Genomic DNA, 21,397 nt, shown 5'->3' with positions numbered 1-21,397 from the left:
CCACCATTGTTTTTATTAATTTATATAAGCTTCAGATAACCGTATACGATCGTTTTCCAGTTTTTCCACTAAAGTTTGCATGAACTTTGCATTTTATTCTTGTTCCGGGGCGATTTTTTTCGCATATAGATGTATATATTTGGTATCTATGTCTTGATTTTAACTGCAATATTTGATGCTTTAGAGCATAGTCAATTAATAGTAATGAATCGTATACTCAAAGCATATTTCATTTTTTGTTTATGACGACAATAAAGAATAAAGGAGCACCTCATGAGTTTAGTGGTACCTGCTGAAAAACCCGATGCTGTACATACCGAAACCGACCGGGTCGAGCGCATCCTGGTTGTCGATGATGATGTGCGTCTGCGTACCCTGTTACAACGTTTCCTTGAAGATAAAGGCTTCGTCGTTAAAACTGCGCACGATGCTACCCAGATGGATCGACTATTACAGCGGGAACTGTTTTCTCTGATTGTGCTCGATTTTATGTTGCCTGTAGAAGACGGCCTCAGCATCTGTCGTCGCCTACGCCAGTCGAATATTGATATTCCAATCATTATGCTCACCGCACGTGGCAGCGATTCAGATCGTATTGCAGGTCTGGAAGCCGGTGCAGATGATTACCTGCCTAAACCATTTAATCCAAATGAATTGCTGGCACGTATCCGTGCAGTTTTGCGTCGTCAAGTCCGTGAAGTTCCAGGCGCTCCTAGCCAGCAAATGGAAGTGGTATCCTTTGGCCCATGGTCACTGGATCTGTCTACTCGTACCCTGACTCGTGAGGGCCAGGTAGTGACCCTGACCACTGGTGAATTTGCAGTATTAAAAGCGTTGGTACAACATCCACGTGAACCTTTAACTCGTGACAAGCTGATGAATCTGGCGCGTGGTCGTGAATGGGGTGCGATGGAACGTTCAATTGACGTTCAGGTATCACGCTTACGTCGTTTGATTGAAGAAAACCCTGCCCGTGCGCGTTATATTCAAACCGTTTGGGGTGTCGGTTATGTGTTTGTTCCAGATGGTGCTGAATAATTTTCTTATTAGAAGAAAGTAAAATATTCGTCCGTCTATCAATTTAGTTTTTAATTACGTGACAAATTCATTCGCAACTGTTTGAGGCAGGAGGTATTCATCTCTAATGTTTCTGCGATAAATTGATTACTTGCCGCAATTTGACGAGTTTTGCGAATGAAAATGGTTTTGCCTACTTTTGCCGAAACAAAAGTAGGTCGAACCGAAGGTTTTAACCTATATCTAAATTACAGATGGTTTGACTCCGGTGTGATAAGGCCTTTTAATCAACTCATAATAATTTGCTGAAGTCATAGCACAGGATTGCTCAGTGAAACTCGACCCCATCGACCCACAAAAATTTACCGATTTTGTCAGTTATTCAGAAAAAAAACGCACCCCTTGGGAACGATTTCTGGACAAGATCAAGCCGCGCTCCGCAGCAATGCGAACCACTGTACTGGTGGTCTTTGTGGTCTGTTTCAGCCTGTTCATGTCAATCTGGTTTTTCTGGCGTACCCTCTATTTACCTGAAATTCAGCAACACGCGCGTTATCTGGCCATGGAGCTGGAAATTCTCAACAATTCGGACCTGCGTCTTTATCATAAAGAACAGGAAGTCGATATTGATACCTGGCTCAAAAACCGGATCGGAATCGAATATGTCACCAATCCGGCTGAATACCCCAATGTAAAAGACAAGGTTATTGCTGAATTCTTTACTAACCAGATTGAAACCAAACTGGCCAAAGAATTAAGAATCGAACAGGCAACCGTTTATTTCCAGTTCAAGCCAAGTCCACGCATCTGGATTCAAACCCCTGAAATGAATGGCAACTGGGTACGTGAACCTCTTAAAACCTATGCCAACTATAGTCCTGAACTGATTCTAGGCTGGCTGTTGGGTACGCCACTCATTGCTGGCATTATTATCCTGACCCTGGTGCGTCAGCTAAACCGTCCTTTACGCCGCTTGCAGAATGCAGCAAACAGCTATAGTAAAAATGGTTCCGCTCCTTATCTGGATACCAATCATGGTCCGCTGGAAATCCGTCAGGTGAATCATGCCTTTAACCAGATGATTTATACCTTGGATCAAACCGAGCGTGATCGTCGAATCATGCTCGCGGGGATTTCACATGACCTGCGTACACCGTTGACCCGTATCCGTCTTAGCGCAGAAATGATGCCGGATGAAGACTTTCTCAAGGAAGGCCTGATTTATGACGTCGAGGATATGGATGCCATTCTGAACCAGTTCATTTCCTATATGCGGGATGGTTCCGATGAAGAGCTGCAAGAAACCAATGTCAATGTGCTGTTGCAGGAACTGGTCAAGCAGTTTAAGCCACTTGATATTCGCTTTACACCTCAAGAGATACCGCTGGTTGAGGTACGCAGCATGTCGCTGAAACGCCTGATTGGTAACCTGATCAACAACTCAAAACGCTATGGTGCGGAACCGATCGAGCTGGCTGCCTATGTGCAGGACCATAAACTGATGATCAGTGTGGCCGATCATGGTGAAGGGATTCCAGAAGACCAGATTGAAGCACTGATGCAACCCTTTGTTCGTGGAAATTCTGCGCGTACCGTACAAGGCAGTGGTCTGGGTCTGGCAATTGTCAAGCGTATTGTTGATATTCACTCAGGTGAGCTGCATATCCAGAATCGGCCTGAAGGCGGTCTGGAAGCCATTATCGCCTTACCCCTGAAAACAGCAGATTCCGAGGCACCCGCTGCCCCAACCACCTTAGATAAAATTCGTCAAACGCTCACTGATCACTTCTAGTAAGTGATCATAAAAGCAACAAACGACTTTTTAGTATTTCTATACAATTCATTTTAATTTTCAATAATTCAATCATTTAAAAAACATCATTTTTCATTATACCTACATTTAGCTAAAAAATTAGACCTTAGCCTAACACCTATGCAAAATACATTTTTTGATCGGTACAATCCGTATCATTATTTAAGAATTTATGAGAGTTGAAATGTCTTTAGATCGTATCCGTTTAGCCTCCCTACACAACAAAGTCATCAGCCCTGAACAAGCTGCTGAATTCATCGAAGATGGTATGACTGTGGGTATGAGTGGCTTTACTCGCGCTGGTGAAGCGAAGGCGGTTCCTTTAGCTTTGGTACAACGCGCAAAAGCAAATCCACTGAAAATCACGTTGATCACAGGTGCATCACTCGGTAACGATTTGGACAAGCAACTCACTGAAGCAGGCGTATTGGCACGTCGTTTACCATTCCAGGTAGATAGCACTTTACGTAAAGCGATCAACAAAGGTGAAGTGATGTTCATCGATCAGCATTTGTCTGAAACCGTTGAACAGATGCGTAACCAGCAGTTGAAAAAACCTGATGTGGCGGTAATTGAAGCGGTTGCGATCACTGAAGATGGCGGCATCATTCCAACAACTTCTGTAGGTAACTCTGCAAGTTTTGCAATTTTTGCTGAGAAAGTGATTGTTGAAATCAACACGAATTTAAGTCCTGCATTTGAAGGCTTGCACGACATCTACATCCCGACTTACCGTCCAACACGTCAAGCAATTCCATTGACTCAAGTGGATGAGCGTATCGGTACACATGCAATCAATATTGATCCTTCAAAAATCGTGGGTATCGTATTCAACAATGAATTGCATGACTCTCCATCAACTGTAACTGCACCAGATGATGAGACTCAATCAATTGCTAACCACTTGATCGCTTTCTTTGAAAAAGAAGTAGCTGAAGAGCGTTTACCGAAAAACCTTGGCCCTCTTCAAGCAGGGATCGGTTCCATTGCAAACGCCGTATTGACGGGTCTGAAAGATTCAAACTTTGAAGACCTGATCATGTACTCAGAAGTACTACAAGACTGTACGTTTGAATTGATCGATGCCGGTAAAATGAAGTTTGCTTCAGGTTCTTCTATTACACTTTCTGCTAAATATGGCGAAAAAGTATTTAACAACCTTGAGCACTACAAAGACAAACTTGTATTACGCCCTCAAGAAATCTCTAACCACCCTGAACTGGTACGTCGTTTAGGTATTATCGGGATCAACACTGCACTTGAGTTTGATATTTACGGTAACGTGAACTCAACTCACGTATGTGGTACCAAAATGATGAACGGTATTGGTGGTTCAGGTGACTTCGCGCGTAATGCCCACTTGGCGATCTTCGTAACCAAATCAATCGCGAAAGGTGGCGACATCTCTTCTGTAGTGCCGTTTGCTTCACATATCGACCATGCAGAACACGATGTTGATATCCTTGTGACTGAACAAGGTCTTGCAGATCTTCGTGGTTTGGCTCCGCGTGAGCGTGCACGTGCGATCATCGACAACTGTGCCCACCCAATGTACCGTGATGCATTGAATGACTACTTCGACCGTGCATGTGCGAAAGGTGGCCATACCCCTCACCTGCTTCGTGAAGCATTGTCTTGGCACTCTAACTTTGAAGAAAATGGTCATATGCTTGCAGTAGAAGCTGCAGTCAAAACTGCTTAATTGACCGCTTCAGAAAACGCCCTACGGGGCGTTTTTTTATGGGAAAAATAATAAATAAACGAGGACAAATCCATCTATAAAAATCTAATCAGCTTAACTTCCTAAATATTTTGAATGATTAAACTGCACTTAGTCTGGATGCAGGGCTTTAAATTCCAGTTCTTCACCCTCATACTTCTAACAAGACAAAGATTAGAGACATGACATGCGCGTAGATATTTGGTCAGATGTGGTCTGCCCTTTTTGCTATATTGGTAAAAAACGGCTGGAAGCTGCAGCAAAGGAAAGCGAGATTGAACTTGAAGTCCATTGGCATAGTTTTCAGCTAGATCCTGAAGCACCAGTCCGTCAGGAAGTTTCCAACTCTGAACGTTTGGCACAAAAATATGGCCGTTCAGTGGCAGAAGTTGAAGACATGCAGCGCAATATTGCAGCCATGGCTAAACAGGAAGGCATTGAATTTAACTGGGAAGGTGCCAACTCTGGTAATACCTTGAATGCGCATCGCATCATTCACCTGGCACAAAGCAAAGGCTTGGGCAATGAAGCTCAGGAAGCTTTTTTCTACAGCTATATGACGCAAGGCCTGCCAATTGGTGAACGTGAAACGTTGGAAGATGTCGCGGCGCGTATTGGCCTGAACCCGGTTGAAGTAGATGATTTACTCGACTCGGATGAATTTGCGGATTTTGTTAAGTTTGACCAGGAAGTAGCGCATGACCAGCTCAAAGTTACCGGTGTTCCGTTCTTTGTATTTGATCAACGCATTGCTTTGGCGGGTGCTCAGCCGAAGGAAGTTTTCTTGCAAGTTCTTGAAAAAGCTTTAGAGGAACCACAACAACAGCCAGCAGCTGATCAGTGTTCTACAGATGCTTGTGATGTTCCGGCAAAGCCTGAGTAAAAACTAAATCAAAAAATCCCCATTTAAGATGGGGATTTTTTTATGAATGATGTGAATTATTCAACCAGAAAACTGATCTTTAGATTGACACGATATTCGGTAATTTTATTGTCATTAATCACGACTTTCTGTTCATTGATCCAGGCACCTTGAACATTTTTGATCGTCTCTGTGACTTTTGCGATGCCACTTTGAATTGCATCCTCAAAGCTTTTACTACTGCTTGAATTGACTTCTACCACTTTTGCAATTGCCATGATTCAACACTCACTCTGTGAAGATAGAAGCATTCATCTTAGTCGATTTAAATTTCTCTACAGCTCCTAGCAAACAAGTAATAGCAAAAACTTACAGGGAATGAACAAATACTGATCTGCCCTTACTGCTTTAAAAAAAATTTAAATCTGGATCTCTAGTTTTAAATAATCAACAAATAAATGTTTGCTTAAAAGCTTCTAAAACATCTAAAAAATGTATAAAAAACAATCCAAAACCATCTAGAGCAAATATTCTAATATATTGTTTTATAGAGTATTTTATCTAAATTTAGTTGCTTTTCTTGCCGATTTGATCATTTTTTATTAATTGCCATTTGATATTATTTTTCACGTGATTTAAGACTAATTTTTTCCTTGTTCAAGCTCTTGAACATCCAGATATCAAAAGGTCATGTTATGAAAACTGTTAAATTTTTATGCGCAGCAACTGTGATGGCTTTTTCTCTACAAGCTTCAGCACAAATGGCTCAAGTGGTTTATCTTCCAGATTTCCCTGTGAGCAAAGCTCCAGTTAAAACTGTAGCTACAGATACTGCAACTGCAGAAACTGAAAAAGCGGCTTAAGTCTTTAAGCAAAATCTCCCAGCAGGCTGAATTATTCAGCCTGTTTTTATTTCAGGGCTTCGAAAATTTAACTTGTTCTTCTATTTAAAGAGCATTAAAAACCTCATTATTTTTTATTTTATTTTGATTTCGTTCACTTTTTATTCAAAAAAAACCACCAAATTCGCTTAAAAAATACTCAAAATAATCAAGTATTTTTTCAATCAGATGCTTATAATCAGAACCTGATCTTTTATGGATTTCAGACTTTCTTGTTATGAACCAGCTTCAAGCATTAATACAGGGAAAAATTTCTCCGCAGGCAATTTCTGTGGATTTTTTGATTGAAATGGCTGAGCGTTATCCAGATCCCAACTCTACCGAATATAAATTGGTAGAACTTGCGGTCAATATGATCATGGCCAAGTCACTGGATAAAGCACTCAAATATATCTAGAGAGCTAAAATGAATGCTTTAGAAAAAGCAAAGTTAATTAAAGAATTAAATGAATTGGGGCAGCAACTAGAACATAAATCCCTCAGTTTATATGAAGCCGCCCGAACCAAAAAACGGCTCCAGGATATTTTTCATCTCTGTGATGAACCTGTTTTTAAAAATCAGATTTTAAGTTTTAAATCCCGTGTCCAGCCTGAGCTGGCAGCACATCAGTTTGCGGCGAGCACCGAGTTTCATCACTGTTATCGCGGTTATTTTAAGAATCCTGTCCAGCTGCAACAGGCACTCACTGCACATTCAGAAACAGGCTGGGCCTTTTTGCATCAGCCACAACAAGGCTGGCAAATCTGGCTGGGTCCTGTAGAGCAAACTGATTTTTTACATAGTGAATGGGATGAATTAGCAAATTGCCATCACTGGCTTTTGCAGCAACAGCAACAAGACGCATATTTTCCTCTCGATCCCCAACTGGATATTCCGGCTTTATCTGTTCAGGATGCCGAATTCAATACGCTTACCCTAGAAATCGCGCGTTATCATCAGGGCAGTTTGCAGATCCAGACCAAGATCACTGCACCTCAATTGTCTAAAACAATTAAACCTGATTTAGACAGAGCAACTAGCGAAACAGAAGAAGCTAAAACAGCTGAGCTGTCTATAGAAATAGACAACACGGATAGTTCATCCTCTATTTTGATAATAGATGAAAATATTACTTTCCCTGAATCTATACAGCTAGGTGAATTCTCTGCCCTGCTGCATCCATTAGAACATGCTGGAGCGACTATACGGCGCCTCTGTGCCCTAGAATTACAACCAGCTGCTTCCCAACCAGCTGATCTGGAAATGGCGCTATATTATGCTGAGGAAGACCACTGGCAGGCACGTCCTGTTTATCTTGCCATGCAGGCCGATCAGCAAGGGCAAGGTCTGAAATATCTGATGCTCTTGGGCGCACCGAGTCTCTTGCAGGCCAATTCCTGTATCCAGCACTGGGGCATGCAGCGTGGACGGCGTTGTATAGAGATAAAATCCATATCATGGGCAGCTTTGGGTGTCTGCTTTGATCAGATAGATCTTTTCACTGAAATGTATCTGCAACAAGCCGAAACGGTCTGGATGCCTGAGGAAAGCTATGCCTATATTCCGGCTCGGTGTATTCATCAAAAGAAATTTATCAATTTTGAGGAAGCGCCCGCTGATTTTTCTACTCCAATTTTATTGCTACAGGAACATCAGAAAATTCGGGTGATTCATGGAGAACGTCGCCTGGCATTGTCCAATCAGGAAATCGCTTATCCTTATTTAATGCTCAAACGTGATAAGGATTTGAATTGGCAAAAAATTCATCAAATTGTTTTAGGATTGTCACAGCCGGTACGGGTTTTAGATCTTTATATGGCAATTCAGGCACAAATCATTAAATAATTGATGTAGTTATGTAGTTTATCCTTGCTTTTTTTCCTTATTTTTTAGAAAACTAGCGCAGTAAATAAAATACGATAAGAGCAAGAATCAACTCATGCGAATAAACCAAATTACTCGAATCTTATTGCTATCACTTGGCGTGGGATTAAGTAGTAGCCCAGTTTGGGCAGAAGCATCTCCTACAGAACCTGCAGAAACAGAACAGCCTACAGGTACAGGTACAGGTACAGGTACAGGTATTTTAGATCAGATTCCACGCTTGATCGATGCCACGCCTACGATTTTACCTGAACAGTCAGACGAAGCGATGGTGCCCACCACCGAAGAAACAGAAGATAAATCTTGGGCTGACAAAAAGCAGAAAAGAATCCGTGAATGGGCAGACCGCACCGCACATAAGATTGATAACTGGTTTGGCCAGACCAACCCGGATGAGCCAGCAACTGCGACTTTGCGAATCATCCTGGATAATAGCTGGGACAAATATGAAAACTATGAAATCAAGCCGAGGATTCGAGGAAAAATCAAGCTTCCAACCTTGGAACAAAGGTTAAGTCTGGTCTTTGGTGATGACAGTCTGGATAACGAACTGGATAGCAATGTCGCGATTACCAATGAAAATCCTGGCAATGCCCGGGATAAAAATCTGGATATTCGCCGTACCCGCGAAAACAACAGCTCGTTTGCACTCCGCTGGTCAGAATTTTCAAATGGCCTACCTTTCGATAGCGATCTGGATCTGGGGGTACGTTCTGGGGATGATATCTATGTACGGGCCAAAATCAGCAAAGACTGGGCGATGCAGAATGACTTTTCTTTTCATGCCGAACAGATTTATCGTTATGGATTGCAGAGTGAAAATTATTTGCGGACCAACCTGGAACTGATCCATGCTCGTCCCAATGAGGCCTTTTTTTCCAATCAGTTAAGTTTAACCTATGCAGATGAGCAGGAAGACGATTTGACCTGGGACAACTATACCTTCAGACAGCATCAATTTTTCCAGGGCAACCGCTTTAACTATGGCATCTATACGGGCGGCTATCTGGATGATAAAGATTTACGCTTAAATCGCTGGGGACCTTATGTGTCCTGGAGACAGCCTTTCTTACGTGAATGGTTCTTTGTGCAAGGCGACCTGAACTATCTGAATGATGACCGACTGGACCGAAGCCATTATCTGGGTGCGATGGTACGTCTTGAGGCCATTTTCTAAATTTGAACAAATCCGAAACTATAAAAGCCCATAAAATATGGGCTTTTTAATGTCTGAATCCAATAAGTTTTTATTGGCGGTGCTCAACCGTTGTAAAGGTAATACGATCACTACGAATCACACGTTTTTGCTGCAAAGAAGGCTGTTCCATCTGTGGCATATTCCATACCGCGCGGTCGGTACGCTGCATTCGTTTTACTTTTGGCGCTTCTTTTTTCATGGGTGCCTGAAAACTAATACGATCGCTACGAGTCACTTTTTTGGACTCAGTATCGGCCATTGTGGCTGCGCTCATTGACATCAGAATGACTGTACTCAGACTCATCATCAGTGATTTTTTCATGGGAGAATTCTCTAAACTTAATAATCGCTATTATAAATTAATATATAAAATATTATCTATTTTTCAGATTTAAAACTTAAAGGTATTTTTTTATTCTGGCTATCGCTTTTTTAAATCATTAAAGGGGAATCCAAGTTTTAAGCGCTAAATTCAGAACATAAAAAATCCCTCCGTAGAGGGATTTTTGAAATATAAAAATTAACCCAACAATAGACTGTTAATACGTTTTACATACTCAGCCGGATTTTCTGGTAGACCACCTTCTGCAATCATTGCCTGATCAAAGATCACATTGGCCAGATCATCAAACTGGGCAGAACCTTCCAGTTTTTTCACCAGTGGATGTTCCGGGTTAATCTCCAGAATCGGCTTCACATCCGGTACAGGCTGACCTGCATCTTTCAGCATACGGATCAGTTGTGGAGAAAGCTCCCCTTCCCCTGTGACCAGACAGGCTGGTGAATCAACCAGACGAGTCGTTACACGTACTTCTTTGGTTTTGTCTTTCAAAGAATCTGTCAGCTTTTCAACCACAGGTTTGAACTGTTCAGCAGCCGCTTCGAGCGCTTTCTTCTCTTCCGCATCTTGCAGATCACCTAGATCGACTGCACCCTTAGATACGTTTTGCAATGGCGTACCATCAAACTCATGCACGAAGTTCATTGCCCATTCATCGACGCGTTCTGACATCAGCAATACTTCAATGCCTTTTTTCTTGAATACTTCCAGTTGCGGTGAGTTTTTCGCAGCATTCAGGCTTTCAGCGGTAATGTAGTAAATCGCTTTCTGGCCTTCTTTCATGCGTGCTTTATAGTCTGCCAATGAAGTGCTCACCTCATCATTGGTCGAAGTTGCATAGCGCAGCAGTTTCAAGATGCGTTCGCGATTACCGAAATCTTCACCCAGACCTTCTTTCAGCACCGCACCAAATTCGCGGTAGAAAGTTTTGAAGTTTTCCTGATCTTTTTCATCTTCAGATTTTGCCAGATTATCCAAAGTGGTCAGAATACGGCGAGTGTTACCTTCACGGATGGTTTTCACATCACGGCTTTCCTGCAGCAATTCACGGCTCACATTTAATGGCAGATCGGCACTGTCTACCACGCCCTGTACAAAGCGCAGATAGTTTGGAATCAGGTTATCCGCATCATCCATAATGAAGACACGTTTCACATAGAGCTTGATGCCGGCCTTGGCTTCACGAGTGAAAATATCCTGTGGCGCTTTGCTTGGGATATAAAGCAGTTGGGTATATTCAGTACTACCTTCAACACGGTTATGCGCCCAAGCCAATGGTGCAGCAAAATCATGGGTTAGGTTTTTATAGAATTCGGTATATTGCTCTTCAGTAATCTCAGATTTATTCCGAGTCCACAGTGCGCTGGCCGAGTTAATCGCTTCCCACTCATCGGTCTTCACATATTGACCGCCTTTTGGTGTTTCACCTTCAGCAGCTTCTTCTTCCTGCCAGACTTCTTTTTGCATCTGGATTGGCAGGCTAATGTGATCTGAGTATTTATTGATGATCTGTTTGACTTTATAGCTTTGCAGATAATCCAACGCATCTTCACGCAGATGCAGAATAATATCGGTACCACGGCCTTCTTTGGTGATCTGTTCAACTTCGAATTCACCGGTACCGCCACTGATCCAGCGCACCCCTTCTGAGGTATCCGTACCGGCACGGCGTGATTCTACGGTAATCTTGTCAGCCACAATAAAGCCTGAGTAGAAGCCGACACCAAACTGGCCAATCAGCTGAGCATCAGCTTTCTGATCACCCGTCAGTTTTGACATAAAGTCTTTGGTACCCGATTTGGCAATTGTCCCCAAATTTTCAATGGCTTCTTGCTGGCTTAAACCGATCCCGTTATCTGAAATGGTAATAGTTTTATTTTCTGGATCGAGGCTGACACGTACGCGGAGGTCAGGATCATTTTCATAATATTCAGGATGGTTGATCCCTTCAAAACGTAATTTGTCACACGCATCTGAAGCATTAGAGATCAATTCACGCAGGAAAATTTCAGGATTTGAATAAAGCGAATGGGTCACGAGGTGCAGTAACTGCGCTACCTCAGCCTGGAAACTGTGTTTTTGTACGCTTAAATCGCTCATGAATCACTCCTATTATTTTAGATACAGATGTTAACTGCTGCCTATATGAATGGAGTGAGTTCAATAATTTTCAATAGCCTCAAAATAATTTTTTCGCAAAAAATATTTTTATGGCTTTCATTTTTATCAGTTTAATTGATGGGATGGACAAGACTTAATAAGGCCCCATCTTATAGATACGATCAAAATGCAGATCCAGTTGCTGCTGACGCATGTTATAGACCTGACTCAAGCAGGATACGGATTCCTGGCAGCGGTCACGAAATTGCAGCCATTTCACCTGATCGCGTTGAATTACCGAACGTGTTCCCATCGGCACCATACGGCGCAAGATGTTATAGCTGGTACTCATTTTGACATCAGCATCATTCAGCAAACGATGTTCACAAATTGTTTTCTCAGTCGCGGTTGTCGCTTTCTGACAATTAAAACTGGCAGCATAACTCTGTGAAATAAACAGCGTGCTGAAGATCAAAAGACTCTTCGACAAAAAACTCATGCTTTGATCTTCCTTATTATTAAGTCGTATTCAATTAATATTTACTTTATTCGTTTTAATATATTTGAGTATTGCCAATCTGCTCAATTTCAATACGTTATAAATCGTTGTTATTTTGAAAAAAAAGCCTCATTTAAAATGAGGCCTTTGGAAAATCAATCCAGAAATATGAAAGCTTATAATTCTTAGAATTTGTAGCTATAACCTAAAGTGTAGATCATTGGATCAATATCAAGATCAAACTTAGCAGGTACTTCCCCACTCAAAGTAACTTCAGGGCTAATTTGTGCATAACGTGCGTCAAAGAAAACACCCCAGTTTTTGGCATCTGCTGGCTGGAAGTTAAAACCAACCTGACCTGCAAAACCGAAATCTTCTTTAACTTTAACATCAGTATCGCCTAAACCTTTTGTACGCTCATCCCAAGCAACAAATGCTGTACCACCTACACCGATATATGGCGTGAAACCAGTTGAATTTTTAAAATGGTATTTTGCAGTCAATGTAGGCGGTAAATGTTTAATACGCACCACATCTGTACCATTCAATTCAACATCATGATTGATAGGTGCTGCTAAAAGTAATTCAGCTGAGACGTTATCATTAAAGAAATATTCAACAGATGGTGTAAATGCTAATTCATCTGCAGCCTTTAATTCAGCACCAGGGCCAAGTTGGTAATCACCAGTCGGTGATACTACTGAACCACCCACTTTAACTTGCCATTGACCAGCCATTGCCGATGCAGAAAGACCCATTAATGCAACTAGAGTAATTTGCTTTAACATTTTAAAACACCCCACAGGAAGAATAATTCTTAATAAAATAAACCTTAATTAATAATAAACATGGCTTAAATTATTATGCAATAGATATTATAAAACTAAATTTTATTTATTATTTAAGTATATGTAATTATTAAATATTTATTTTAAATTGACCATATTGGTTGGTTTTAAATACCCAGCAATTTAATCAGATTAAAATAATAATATTCAGAGTAAAATAATCAGGTTTATATTAATTTTTTATTTAAAAATATATTTCAAATACATCTTATAATTTATTTTAAATCTAGGCAAATCTGCTCCGATTTATATCAGAGCAGATTATAAAAAGGACTTACAGAACCATGGCTGCAATCCAGCCAAAAATGATAAGCGGAATATTAAAATGAATGAAGGTTGGAACCACACTATCCTTCATATGGTCATGCTGACCATCCATATTCAGACCGGATGTTGGGCCTAAAGTTGAATCTGATGCTGGAGAACCGGCATCGCCCAAAGCAGCCGCAGTCCCAATGATCGCAATAGTTGCTGCAGGACTAAAACCAAATTGAATACAGAGCGGTACATAAATAATCGCCAGAATCGGAATGGTAGAGAATGATGAACCGATACCCAAAGTAATCAGCAGACCAATCAACAACATTAAAAAGGCGGCAAGTGCCTGGCTATTACCAATCCAGTCAACCGACGCTTCAACCAGCGCAGGAACCTGTCCTGTTGCCTCAATCACGGCAGCAAAACCTTGCGCGGCAATCATGATAAAGCCAACCAGGGCCATCATACGCATACCGGTGATGATCACATCATCTGCTTCTTTCCATTTAAAGATTCCGGCACAACTCAAGATTGCGACACCGACCAGACCGGCAAGAATCATGGAATCTGAATAGAGCTGTACCACAAGAGTTGCAATCACCGCGATCGCTGCCATCCAGATGGTCAGTTTGGCAATTTGCGGTTTCGCTGATTTTTGTTCTACACCCAGTTCAGCAGAGATACTTTGCTGCTGTTCCACATGGATATCTTTATAGAGACGCGGCTTACGGTAGCTGATAAACATGGCCACCAGCAAACCCACGAACATACCTGAGACCGGAATCGCCATCGCAGCGGGAATCTGGTCATAAGTAATCTCAAAGCCATAAGGTTTACCAAAGGTATTGATGTTATGGCCCAGAATATCATTCAGGAAGATGGCACCAAAACCGACTGGAACCAGCATATATGTTCCCACCAGACCAAAGGTCAGCAGACAGGCCACCAAACGGCGATCCAGCTTCAGATGGTTAAATACCAGCAATAATGGTGGAATCAGAACCGGAATAAAGGCAATGTGTACCGGAATCACGTTTTGTGAGAAAACGGCAGCCAATGCCACTGTACAGAAGATCAGATATTTAACCTTGTTCTGTGCCTTTTCTGATGCCTCACCTTTTAAGGTGGTAATCATTTTATAGGCCAGCAAGTCAGGCAAACCGGAACGTGCCAAGGCCAAAGCAAAAGCACCCAAGATGCCATAAGCCAAGGCAATTTTAGCGCCGCCGCCCAGACCATTGTTAAATGCATCTAAAGTTCCCTGGAGGCCAAGACCTGCCAGCAAACCACCCGTAACAGCACCAATGACCAGGGCAAAAACCACAGGTACACGTGCCAATGAGAGTCCAAACATGACTCCAATAGCAGCAAGAATTGCGAACATAATGAATTGGGAATGAGAGAAAACGGCTATTTTATCAGAAAATCCGGATAAAAATTCTTCCACTTATCCCTTGCCGAGTCACGTTCCCAATCTCCGTATCAGATGGTCGCTGTTAATTTCTGCTGAATAAAATTATGAATCAGATGAGCCACCTGTTCCGGCTTGCTTAGGATAGCCCAGTGATTGGCATTCAGTTCTACCCGGGAAAAATCTTCCACCCATTTTGGCATTTCATCAATCAGATCCGGGCCAACAAACTGGTCCTTTTTGAGCACAATTGCCTGTACCGGACAGATCGCAAAACGCTGTCTAGGTCGAGATAAACGTGGTAGAAAGTTCGCCCGATACAGATTGACGCCATATTTGCCGTCTTTGACAATATTCTGGTTTAGCGGCAGATTATCCTGCTGTTCCAGCTGACTGATCATTTTGCCCCAACGTTCTGCATTAAAGAAATTCCATGCTGTAGGTGCTATAAAAGGCAGCTGGAATACCGCGATATACCAAGACTTGGTCATCTGTTTAAAAAACTTGGCCTTATACTGTTTAAACTGTTCACGCATCCAGAAAGCAGCATGATCCAGACATGGACCTGACATGGTGCTAAAAGACAAAATCCGGCCTTTAAATTTAGGTTCGGTGACTGCTTCCCAAGCCTGGATTGACCCCCAGTCATGAGCCGCAAGGTGGAAAGCTCGTCCTGGCAAGACCTGATCGACCACTTGCTCTAAATCTGCACACAGACGTTCCAGACGATAATCCCGAATTTTCTTGGGAACGCTGGAGTCTCCTGCTCCGCGCACATCATAGGTCACCACAAAATAATCCTGAACGAGGTGAGAAATTACCGCTTCCCAAACATCCTGATGGTCAGGATAACCATGAACCAGCACCAAAGCCGGTCGCTCAGGCTCACCCCAGGTTTTCACATAGAGACGTTGATGATCGCTGGTATCTACCCACTGGCTATGTCTTTGCATAGATGTATCCTTATTCGCTGATTGACTCTTTTATTGTTGAAATAGGCACGATTTATCAATGCCAGCTTATTTTTGTTGTTCTAGTATGCATACAAGACCAGAAAAAAGAATATCCGCATGAGCCTATTACGAAAAATTCAGCAACTGCCTTTATTATCCAAATTTATCCTGAATCGCTATGCCCCTTATCGTGGAGCAGGCATTGTCATTGATGAAATGGACTTTGCCAATTATCACGTTCGCGTGAAAATGCCACTGACTCGCAAGAATCAGAATATTGTGGGAGTACATTTTGGTGGCAGCCTGTATTCCATGGTCGACCCTTTTTATATGTTATTGCTGATGCATCATCTTGGTCCGAAATACATTGTTTGGGATAAAAGCTCTACCATTCAGTTTCTGGCGCCAGGACGCGGAACAGTCTATGCTGACATCCGGATTTCCAAGCAGGAAGTACAAACAGTAAAAGAACTGGCAGCTAACCATAGTCCGGTTTATCGCCAGTATCAGCTTAATATTTATGATGATTCCGGTGTGCGTATCGCTGAGGTACAAAAAACCGTTTATATCCGCCTTAAACAGAGCAAAGGCAAGCCTCGAGAGGCTAAATAACAAAATATGAATAAACTAAAAGCGCCATGGAGGCGCTTTTAAATCGATCTGGAAGATAGTTCTGTCGATTAACGACGACGGTTATTCTGTTCGATCGCTGCACCAGCACCACCACCGATGGCACCACCAATTGCAGCCCCACCTGTACCGCCAAAGATGCTTTTACCCACTGCAGAACCTACAGCACCACCGACACCACTATAGGTCGCATTACGGTTTGAAGCACCTTGAGCTTTACTACCGACTGCTGCACCGGCACCACCGCCAACTGCTGCACCAACACCACCACCTACTCTGTTACCTACACCACCACCCACTGCACCACCGAGCGCAGCTGCGCCAATACGCTGATCTTTAGCAGACATATTTTCACAGCCTGCCAACATAAAAGTGGAGATAGTTGCAACAGCCATTACGCTCATTAACTTTTTCATGATCTTGGCCTTCCTTCGTGCTTTGACTTAAGATTAACCTGATTTTAAGGAGCGATTCATAACAAGATGTTAAATCTTGAAACCCTCATGATTTATTTTGTAAAGAGCGCATGAAAGATCATGTTTTATTGATGATTTCTCCATATTTAGGACAAGTAACCACCAGATAATCTGATCTTTTCTAGCGATATAAATATGAATAATTTTAGGAAATAAAAAAGCCACCCGAAGGTGGCTTTTTAAAATGATTTAGCGGCTAATTACAGACCGTTAAATTCATCGCTGAATGCTTGGCTCAACGCCTGGTCTACATCAGAGAAGTCATTGTGCAATTCAAATTCTGCAGCTTCTGCTTCCTGACGACGACGCTCTAAGTGGTAAGCCAGGCCTGTACCCGCTGGGATCAGACGACCTACAACTACGTTTTCTTTCAGACCGCGTAAATCATCTTCTTTACCTGTTACAGCCGCTTCAGTTAACACACGAGTGGTTTCCTGGAACGATGCAGCAGAGATGAACGAGTCAGTAGAAAGCGACGCTTTGGTAATACCCATCAATTGACGTTCAAACTTCGCAGGGAACTTGTTCTGCGCAAGAACAGCTTGGTTCTCTTGCATCACACGGATGTAATCCACTTGTTCACCTTTGATAAAGCTTGTATCGCCACCGTCAGTGATGTCCACTTTACGCAGCATTTGACGTACGATCACTTCAATATGCTTGTCGTTGATTTTTACACCTTGCAGACGGTAAACGTCCTGAACTTCGTTCACGATGTAGTTAGTCAACGCCACTTCACCTTTCAAACGTAAGATGTCATGCGGGTTCTGTGGACCATCAGAAATAGTTTCACCACGGTTCACATGTTCGCCTTCGAACACGTTAATGGTACGCCATTTCGGAATCAGCTCTTCGTAGATCTCAGAACCATCATCCGGAGTAATCACCAGACGGTTTTTACCTTTGGTCTCTTTACCGAAACTTACAACACCTGAAACTTCTGCAAGGATTGCATGTTCTTTCGGTTTACGCGCTTCGAACAAGTCAGCAACACGTGGCAGACCACCGGTAATATCACGAGTACGTGAAGATTCTTGTGGTACACGACCAATTACGTCACCCACACCAATTGTTTCGCCATCACGGACAGAAAGAATAGTGTTTTGTGGCAAGAAGTAGAACTGTTCGCCGCCATCTACTGTGTCAAGCACAACAGCTGGACGTAAATCTTTACCAGAAGCAGGACGTGCTGTTACAGGCAAGATTTCAACAGTGGTCATACCAGTTGCATCATCAGTTTTCGATGTTGCAGTTACACCATCAGCAATCTGGCTGAAGCGAACTTTACCAGCTACTTCTGTAACCAGTGGATGTGTATGCGGATCCCAAGTCGCTACGATACCGCCTGCTTCTACAGCTTCACCATCTTTCAGCAAGATAGACGCACCATATGGCAGTTTGTAACGTTCACGTTCACGGCCTAAGTCATCTGCAATACCGATTTCACCTGAACGTGAAGTTGATACCAAGTGACCTTTGGCATGTTGTACAGTTTTTACGTTATGGAAACGTACAGTACCTTTATTACGAACTTGTACGCTGTTTGCAGCAGAAGTTCGGCTCGCAGCACCACCTACGTGGAAGGTACGCATGGTTAACTGTGTACCCGGCTCACCAATTGACTGGGCAGCCATAACACCCACAGATTCACCTGGGTTTACCAAGTGACCGCGTGCAAGGTCACGACCGTAACATTTCGCACAAACACCGAAAGTAGATTCACAAGATACGACTGAACGTACTTTAACTTCATCGACACCTTGCTCTTCCAGGTAGTTTGCAAGTTTTTCATCGATCAATGTGTTACGCGGCAGAATAACTTCTTCAGTACCCGCACGTTTCACATCTTCAGCAACTACACGACCCAGTACTCGAGTACCTAGGTTCTCGATCACGTCGCCGCCTTGAATGAACGGAGTCATGACAAGACCAGACAACGTACCACAATCCGGCTCAGTGATAACCAAGTCTTGCGCAACGTCTACCAAACGACGAGTCAGGTAACCAGAGTTCGCTGTTTTCAGTGCTGTATCGGCCAAACCTTTACGCGCACCGTGTGTTGAAATGAAGTACTGAAGTACTGTCAGACCTTCACGGAAGTTCGCTTTAATTGGTGTCTCAATGATCGAACCATCCGGTTTCGCCATCAGACCACGCATACCAGCCAACTGACGAATCTGAGCTGCGGAACCACGGGCACCAGAGTCAGACATCATGTAGATGCTGTTGAATGATTTCTGTTTCTCGTCTTCACCCTGTTTGTTCTTAACAGTCGTGAATGACAAGTTATCCATCATCGCTTTCGCTACCTGGTCGTTTGTACGCGCCCAGATATCGACAACTTTGTTATAACGTTCGCCGGCAGTTACGAAACCTTGTTCGAACTGTTGTTCAATTTCACGAACTTCAGCTTCGGCTTTACCGATAATCGCTTGTTTTTGTGGTGGAATGACCATGTCTTCCATACCAACAGAAACACCAGAACGAGTCGCTTGGCGGAAGCCAAGGTACATCAATTGGTCAGCGAAGATGACAGTGTCTTTCAGACCCAGTTTACGGTAGCAAGAGTTAATTAACTTAGAGATGTTCTTTTTAGTCATCTCAACGTTAATTTGCTGGAAGTCCATACCTTCAGGCACAACTTCCCAAAGCAGACAGCGACCAGGAGTCGTATCTACGATAATCGTTTGCTGTTCACGTTCGCCGTTTTCGTTGATCACGGTTTGGTGTACACGTGCTTTCACGCGAGCGTGCATATCTACCTGACCAGTCGCAAGCGCACGGTTCACTTCGTCAGTATCCGCGAACACCATGCCTTCACCTTTGGCATTTACTGCATCACGAGTGATGTAGTAAAGACCCAAGACAACGTCCTGAGACGGTACGATGATTGGCTCACCGTTCGCTGGAGACAGAATGTTGTTAGTCGACATCATTAACGCACGAGCTTCTAACTGAGCTTCAAGTGTTAATGGTACGTGTACCGCCATTTGGTCACCGTCGAAGTCGGCGTTGAACGCAGCACATACGAGTGGGTGAAGACGGATCGCTTTACCTTCAATCAGAATAGGTTCAAATGCTTGAAGACCTAGACGGTGAAGGGTCGGCGCACGGTTCAACATTACTGGATGCTGACGAATCACAGAGGCAAGAACATCCCAAACTTCTGGAGTTTCACGTTCAACCATTTTCTTCGCAGCTTTAATGGTTGTTGCTTGACCAGATGCTTGCAGCTTCGCAAAGATGAATGGCTTGAACAGTTCAAGCGCCATTTTCTTAGGAAGACCACATTGGTGTAAACGCAGGCTTGGACCTACGGTAATTACCGAACGACCAGAGTAATCGACACGTTTACCCAACAAGTTCTGACGGAAACGACCTTGTTTACCTTTGATCATATCTGCCAAAGATTTAAGCGGACGTTTGTTAGAACCTGTAATTGCACGACCACGACGACCGTTATCCAGCAATGCATCTACAGATTCTTGCAACATACGTTTTTCGTTACGTACGATGATATCTGGAGCCGCAAGGTCAAGAAGACGTTTCAAACGGTTGTTACGGTTGATCACACGACGGTAAAGGTCGTTCAGGTCAGAAGTCGCGAAACGACCACCTTCAAGTGGTACAAGCGGACGAAGATCTGGTGGAAGTACAGGAAGTACGTTCATCACCATCCATTCTGGCTTGTTATTCGAATCGTTGAATGCTTCCATCAATTTCAGACGCTTAGAGGCTTTTTTAAGCTTAGTTTCTGAAGTTGTGTTTGGAATTTCTTCACGAAGACGCGCAATTTCAGCTTCAAGATCGATATCTTTAAGCAAGTCTTGAACCGCTTCTGCACCCATTTTCGCAGTGAATTCATCACCGTGTTCTTCTAACGCATTGAAATATTCTTCATCGTTAAGAAGTTGGTATTTCTCAAATGGAGTCATACCTGGGTCAGTTACAACATAAGATTCGAAATACAATACGCGTTCGATATCACGTAGCGTCATGTCTAAAAGAAGACCAATACGGCTAGGCAGTGATTTCAGGAACCAGATGTGTGCAACTGGAGAAGCTAGTTCGATGTGACCCATACGCTCACGACGAACTTTCGCAGTTGTTACTTCAACGCCACATTTTTCACAAATGACGCCTTTGTATTTCATACGCTTGTATTTACCACACAAGCATTCGTAATCTTTTACTGGACCAAAGATTTTGGCACAGAATAAACCGTCACGTTCTGGTTTGAACGTACGGTAGTTAATGGTTTCTGGCTTTTTAACTTCACCATGAGACCACGACTTAATCATTTCTGGTGACGCAAGACCAATACGGATGCGATCAAACTCTACTGGAGCATGACCGTCGGAATCCGTCTTTTTGCGCATGATATCGAGCAAGTCTTTCAATTTTTTTCTCCGTGTGTCGAGGAGATTTTCACTTCCCGACTGGGTCACAAATATTGTTTTTTACTGAAATTCGGGAATCTCAAAAATCCCCCTAAATCCCCCTTTA

General features: G+C 42.9%; 18 protein-coding genes. 9 read left to right on the top strand and 9 right to left on the bottom strand.

Annotated features, from left to right (window positions below):
- The first annotated feature begins 273 nt into the window (after positions 1-273).
- The 4 genes from ompR (at position 274) to FTU01_RS00485 (ending at position 5,433) form a co-directional block, all read left to right on the top strand.
- Positions 274-1,038 carry a two-component system response regulator OmpR gene (gene ompR, locus FTU01_RS00500; RefSeq protein WP_004781707.1) on the top strand — a complete coding sequence of 255 codons (765 nt, stop codon included), beginning with the start codon at positions 274-276 and terminating at the stop codon, positions 1,036-1,038.
- A 310-nt stretch (positions 1,039-1,348) separates the two neighbouring features.
- Positions 1,349-2,809 carry an ATP-binding protein gene (locus FTU01_RS00495; protein ID WP_180011859.1) on the top strand — a complete coding sequence of 487 codons (1,461 nt, stop codon included), beginning with the start codon at positions 1,349-1,351 and terminating at the stop codon, positions 2,807-2,809.
- Between the two features lie 205 nt (positions 2,810-3,014).
- A complete protein-coding gene (locus FTU01_RS00490) occupies positions 3,015-4,532 on the top strand; it encodes an acetyl-CoA hydrolase/transferase family protein (protein WP_159123434.1) in 1,518 nt (505 codons plus the stop codon).
- Positions 4,533-4,737: 205 nt separating this feature from the next.
- Complete coding sequence (locus tag FTU01_RS00485) at positions 4,738-5,433, top strand: DsbA family oxidoreductase (RefSeq protein ID WP_180137774.1); 696 nt, start codon at positions 4,738-4,740, stop codon at positions 5,431-5,433.
- 56 nt (positions 5,434-5,489) lie between these two features.
- Here the strand turns inward: FTU01_RS00485 and FTU01_RS00480 are convergent, their stop codons facing one another.
- On the bottom strand, positions 5,490-5,690 hold the full coding sequence (locus FTU01_RS00480) for a dodecin family protein (protein ID WP_179991974.1): 201 nt from the start codon (positions 5,688-5,690) through the stop codon (positions 5,490-5,492).
- 417 nt (positions 5,691-6,107) lie between these two features.
- Here FTU01_RS00480 and FTU01_RS00475 point away from each other — a divergent pair, with 417 nt between their 5' ends.
- The 4 genes from FTU01_RS00475 to FTU01_RS00460 all read left to right on the top strand — a co-directional run bounded on the left by FTU01_RS00475 (position 6,108) and on the right by FTU01_RS00460 (position 9,355).
- The gene (locus tag FTU01_RS00475; protein ID WP_166134776.1) at positions 6,108-6,275 is read left to right on the top strand and encodes a hypothetical protein; all 168 of its coding nucleotides are present in this window, start codon (positions 6,108-6,110) and stop codon (positions 6,273-6,275) included.
- 256 nt (positions 6,276-6,531) lie between these two features.
- Positions 6,532-6,711: a hypothetical protein gene (locus FTU01_RS00470; RefSeq protein WP_004781696.1), complete on the top strand. Its 180-nt coding sequence runs from the start codon at positions 6,532-6,534 to the stop codon at positions 6,709-6,711.
- 9 nt (positions 6,712-6,720) lie between these two features.
- Positions 6,721-8,139, top strand: a complete 1,419-nt coding sequence (locus FTU01_RS00465; protein WP_180137772.1) for a hypothetical protein — start codon at positions 6,721-6,723, stop codon at positions 8,137-8,139.
- A 94-nt stretch (positions 8,140-8,233) separates the two neighbouring features.
- A complete protein-coding gene (locus tag FTU01_RS00460; RefSeq protein WP_180137770.1) occupies positions 8,234-9,355 on the top strand; it encodes a hypothetical protein in 1,122 nt (373 codons plus the stop codon).
- Between the two features lie 70 nt (positions 9,356-9,425).
- Here the strand turns inward: FTU01_RS00460 and FTU01_RS00455 are convergent, their stop codons facing one another.
- The 6 genes from FTU01_RS00455 to FTU01_RS00430 form a co-directional block, all read right to left on the bottom strand.
- Positions 9,426-9,698, bottom strand: a complete 273-nt coding sequence (locus FTU01_RS00455; RefSeq protein ID WP_180137768.1) for a hypothetical protein — start codon at positions 9,696-9,698, stop codon at positions 9,426-9,428.
- A 198-nt stretch (positions 9,699-9,896) separates the two neighbouring features.
- Positions 9,897-11,816, bottom strand: coding sequence for a molecular chaperone HtpG (htpG, locus tag FTU01_RS00450; RefSeq protein WP_005232515.1), 1,920 nt, complete (start codon positions 11,814-11,816; stop codon positions 9,897-9,899).
- 154 nt (positions 11,817-11,970) lie between these two features.
- On the bottom strand, positions 11,971-12,315 hold the full coding sequence (locus FTU01_RS00445) for a lysozyme inhibitor LprI family protein (RefSeq protein ID WP_034170983.1): 345 nt from the start codon (positions 12,313-12,315) through the stop codon (positions 11,971-11,973).
- Positions 12,316-12,500: 185 nt separating this feature from the next.
- On the bottom strand, positions 12,501-13,103 hold the full coding sequence (locus FTU01_RS00440) for an OmpW family protein (RefSeq protein ID WP_180137766.1): 603 nt from the start codon (positions 13,101-13,103) through the stop codon (positions 12,501-12,503).
- Between the two features lie 334 nt (positions 13,104-13,437).
- Positions 13,438-14,805 carry a Na+/H+ antiporter family protein gene (locus tag FTU01_RS00435; protein ID WP_159123440.1) on the bottom strand — a complete coding sequence of 456 codons (1,368 nt, stop codon included), beginning with the start codon at positions 14,803-14,805 and terminating at the stop codon, positions 13,438-13,440.
- A 98-nt stretch (positions 14,806-14,903) separates the two neighbouring features.
- Positions 14,904-15,785 carry an alpha/beta fold hydrolase gene (locus FTU01_RS00430; RefSeq protein ID WP_179991969.1) on the bottom strand — a complete coding sequence of 294 codons (882 nt, stop codon included), beginning with the start codon at positions 15,783-15,785 and terminating at the stop codon, positions 14,904-14,906.
- 117 nt (positions 15,786-15,902) lie between these two features.
- On the opposite strand from FTU01_RS00430, the gene FTU01_RS00425 reads away from it, so the two are divergent.
- Complete coding sequence (locus FTU01_RS00425) at positions 15,903-16,397, top strand: DUF4442 domain-containing protein (RefSeq protein WP_159123442.1); 495 nt, start codon at positions 15,903-15,905, stop codon at positions 16,395-16,397.
- 68 nt (positions 16,398-16,465) lie between these two features.
- Here FTU01_RS00425 and FTU01_RS00420 read toward each other — a convergent pair whose 3' ends face one another.
- Together FTU01_RS00420 and rpoC are read right to left on the bottom strand one after the other, a co-directional pair.
- On the bottom strand, positions 16,466-16,831 hold the full coding sequence (locus FTU01_RS00420; protein WP_180137764.1) for a DNA transfer protein p32: 366 nt from the start codon (positions 16,829-16,831) through the stop codon (positions 16,466-16,468).
- A gap of 260 nt (positions 16,832-17,091) precedes the next feature.
- Positions 17,092-21,291, bottom strand: coding sequence for a DNA-directed RNA polymerase subunit beta' (gene rpoC, locus FTU01_RS00415; protein ID WP_004781676.1), 4,200 nt, complete (start codon positions 21,289-21,291; stop codon positions 17,092-17,094).
- Positions 21,292-21,397: the final 106 nt, after the last annotated feature.

It is taken from the genome of Acinetobacter sp. YH12043 (genome assembly GCF_013419915.1).
Taxonomy (GTDB): domain Bacteria; phylum Pseudomonadota; class Gammaproteobacteria; order Pseudomonadales; family Moraxellaceae; genus Acinetobacter.
Note: the sequence above shows the minus strand (reverse complement) of the source record. Positions and strands in the feature narration are given on the sequence as shown.

Bases quoted from the DNA above. Each gene is read 5' to 3' on its own strand.
- FTU01_RS00420 (WP_180137764.1), bottom strand. From the start codon at position 16,831: ATGAAAAAGTTAATGAGCGTAATGGCTGTTGCAACTATCTCCACTTTT.
- FTU01_RS00480 (WP_179991974.1), bottom strand. From the start codon at position 5,690: ATGGCAATTGCAAAAGTGGTAGAAGTCAATTCAAGCAGTAGTAAAAGC.
- FTU01_RS00455 (WP_180137768.1), bottom strand. From the start codon at position 9,698: ATGAAAAAATCACTGATGATGAGTCTGAGTACAGTCATTCTGATGTCA.
- ompR (WP_004781707.1), top strand. From the start codon at position 274: ATGAGTTTAGTGGTACCTGCTGAAAAACCCGATGCTGTACATACCGAA.
- FTU01_RS00425 (WP_159123442.1), top strand. From the start codon at position 15,903: ATGAGCCTATTACGAAAAATTCAGCAACTGCCTTTATTATCCAAATTT.
- FTU01_RS00440 (WP_180137766.1), bottom strand. From the start codon at position 13,103: ATGTTAAAGCAAATTACTCTAGTTGCATTAATGGGTCTTTCTGCATCG.
- FTU01_RS00490 (WP_159123434.1), top strand. From the start codon at position 3,015: ATGTCTTTAGATCGTATCCGTTTAGCCTCCCTACACAACAAAGTCATC.
- FTU01_RS00485 (WP_180137774.1), top strand. From the start codon at position 4,738: ATGCGCGTAGATATTTGGTCAGATGTGGTCTGCCCTTTTTGCTATATT.
- FTU01_RS00445 (WP_034170983.1), bottom strand. From the start codon at position 12,315: ATGAGTTTTTTGTCGAAGAGTCTTTTGATCTTCAGCACGCTGTTTATT.
- FTU01_RS00430 (WP_179991969.1), bottom strand. From the start codon at position 15,785: ATGCAAAGACATAGCCAGTGGGTAGATACCAGCGATCATCAACGTCTC.
- htpG (WP_005232515.1), bottom strand. From the start codon at position 11,816: ATGAGCGATTTAAGCGTACAAAAACACAGTTTCCAGGCTGAGGTAGCG.
- FTU01_RS00470 (WP_004781696.1), top strand. From the start codon at position 6,532: ATGAACCAGCTTCAAGCATTAATACAGGGAAAAATTTCTCCGCAGGCA.
- FTU01_RS00460 (WP_180137770.1), top strand. From the start codon at position 8,234: ATGCGAATAAACCAAATTACTCGAATCTTATTGCTATCACTTGGCGTG.
- FTU01_RS00435 (WP_159123440.1), bottom strand. From the start codon at position 14,805: ATGTTCGCAATTCTTGCTGCTATTGGAGTCATGTTTGGACTCTCATTG.
- FTU01_RS00465 (WP_180137772.1), top strand. From the start codon at position 6,721: ATGAATGCTTTAGAAAAAGCAAAGTTAATTAAAGAATTAAATGAATTG.
- FTU01_RS00475 (WP_166134776.1), top strand. From the start codon at position 6,108: ATGAAAACTGTTAAATTTTTATGCGCAGCAACTGTGATGGCTTTTTCT.